Annotated in this window: 1 protein-coding gene; it reads left to right on the forward strand. The window is 38.9% G+C overall.

Annotation, left to right across the window (positions count from 1 at the left end; translation table 11 throughout):
* Positions 1-302: 302 nt before the first annotated feature.
* Positions 303-1,834, forward strand: a 1,532-nt coding sequence (locus AC3DU7_RS29715) for an aminotransferase class I/II-fold pyridoxal phosphate-dependent enzyme (protein ID WP_488042846.1), incomplete at its 3' end; no start/stop codon positions are given.

Here is a 1,834-nt window from a genome sequence, read left to right on the forward strand (position 1 = left end):
CTACTGGACTGGACTTATAACTACTGGACTTATAACTTCTAATAGCTGGTTATCCCTACTTCGTATAAGATCGTGGCACAATAACCATCATGGCTTCCCCAGTCTTTTTTTGGGGTGGTCAATCAGTTGAAATAGTGGGCTATTTCAGGTAATTGTCTATAAGTCAAAATCTCATCCAGGTAATTCAGAAACTTGATTTATGATTTTCCAGAGGGATTTTTGACCCCAATATGTGCTATTGCCTATAAGCTACTAGAAAAAACTGAGTTATGAGCAATTTTAACGTGGTGCAGGAGTGAACAATGAAACTGTTGAACCAGCTTACGAATGAGAAGGACAGCCAACATCTGTCTTTAGTAAACAACGATCCAGACCCTGCCTTGCAAGTCCCACAATTATCTGCATCGATAGAAACTATTAAGTCCTGGTTGATATCCCAATTGGCCGAACGACTGGAACTTAATACCAATGAGATAGATATTGAGCGGGATTTTATTGATTATGGTCTTAACTCAATTGAAGTGGTCAATCTTTCTGGAGAACTAGAAAATCTCCTTGGTCGGCGACTTCCTCCAACTCTATTATTGGATTATCCGACTATCGAGGCTTTAGCTGAATATTTAGTAGAGGATACCACCCAGGATACAGGGCCAAATATTCACAAAAAATTAGAAGATGAGGCTGAGGTCCCAACTTCTAACCCAACTATTGAAACTGAAGAAATTCCTTTAGAATATTATAACTTCGACCTGTACCCAGAATATCTGCAACTGCAAAAGCAAATGGCAGAAATTAATGCTACAGGTATTGGTAACCCGTTTTTTATACCTCAAGAACGGATTAATAATAATACCACAGTTATCGGTGGTAGGGAGTTGGTGAATTATGCCACCTACAATTATTTAGGTATGTGTGGCGATCCTTTAGTATCTAATGCTGCGAAGGAAGCTATCGATCGCTATGGTACTTCTGTTTCTGCCAGTAGGTTACTATCAGGAGAAAAGCCGTTACATCAGGAATTGGAAAGAGAAATTGCTGATTTTATCGGTGTTGAGGATAGTATTGTTTATGTTGGGGGTCATGCCACTAATGTAACTACTATTAGTCATTTGTTTGGGCAAAATGATTTAATTCTCCATGACTCTTTGAGCCATAATAGTATTTTCCAAGGTTGTTTATTATCAGGAGCAACTATTATTGCTTTTCCTCATAATGACTGGCAAGCTTTGGATAGGTTATTGAGCGATCGCCGTCATCGTTATAAACGGATACTTATTGCTATAGAAGGTGTATATAGTACAGATGGTGATATTCCAGATTTACCGAAATTTATAGAGATTAAACAACGTTACAAAGCTTTTCTGATGGTGGATGAAGCTCATTCTATCGGTACCATTGGCAAGCACGGTAGGGGTATTAGTGAGTATTTTGGGGCTGATCCCAATGATATCGATCTATGGATGGGTACTTTAAGTAAATCTTTTGCTAGTTGTGGTGGTTATATTGCTGGCAGCAAAGCATTAGTAGAATATCTTAAATATACTTCTCCAGGATTTGTCTATAGTGTAGGTATTTCCCCACCAGATGCAGCATCAGTATTAGCAGCTATTCGTTTGTTGAAAGCGGAACCGGAAAGGGTGACACAACTGCAAGAAAGGTCTCGACTATTTTTGGAGTGCGCTCGCGAACTAGGTTTAAATACTGGTATGAGTAAAGACTCTCCAGTGATACCTATTATTGTGGGTGAGTCTATTAAGTCTGTACTATTATCCCAAAGTTTATTTCAGCGGGGAATCAATGTACCGTTTATGTTTTATCCGTCTGTGCCACACAA

It is taken from the genome of Okeania sp., from assembly GCF_983059655.1.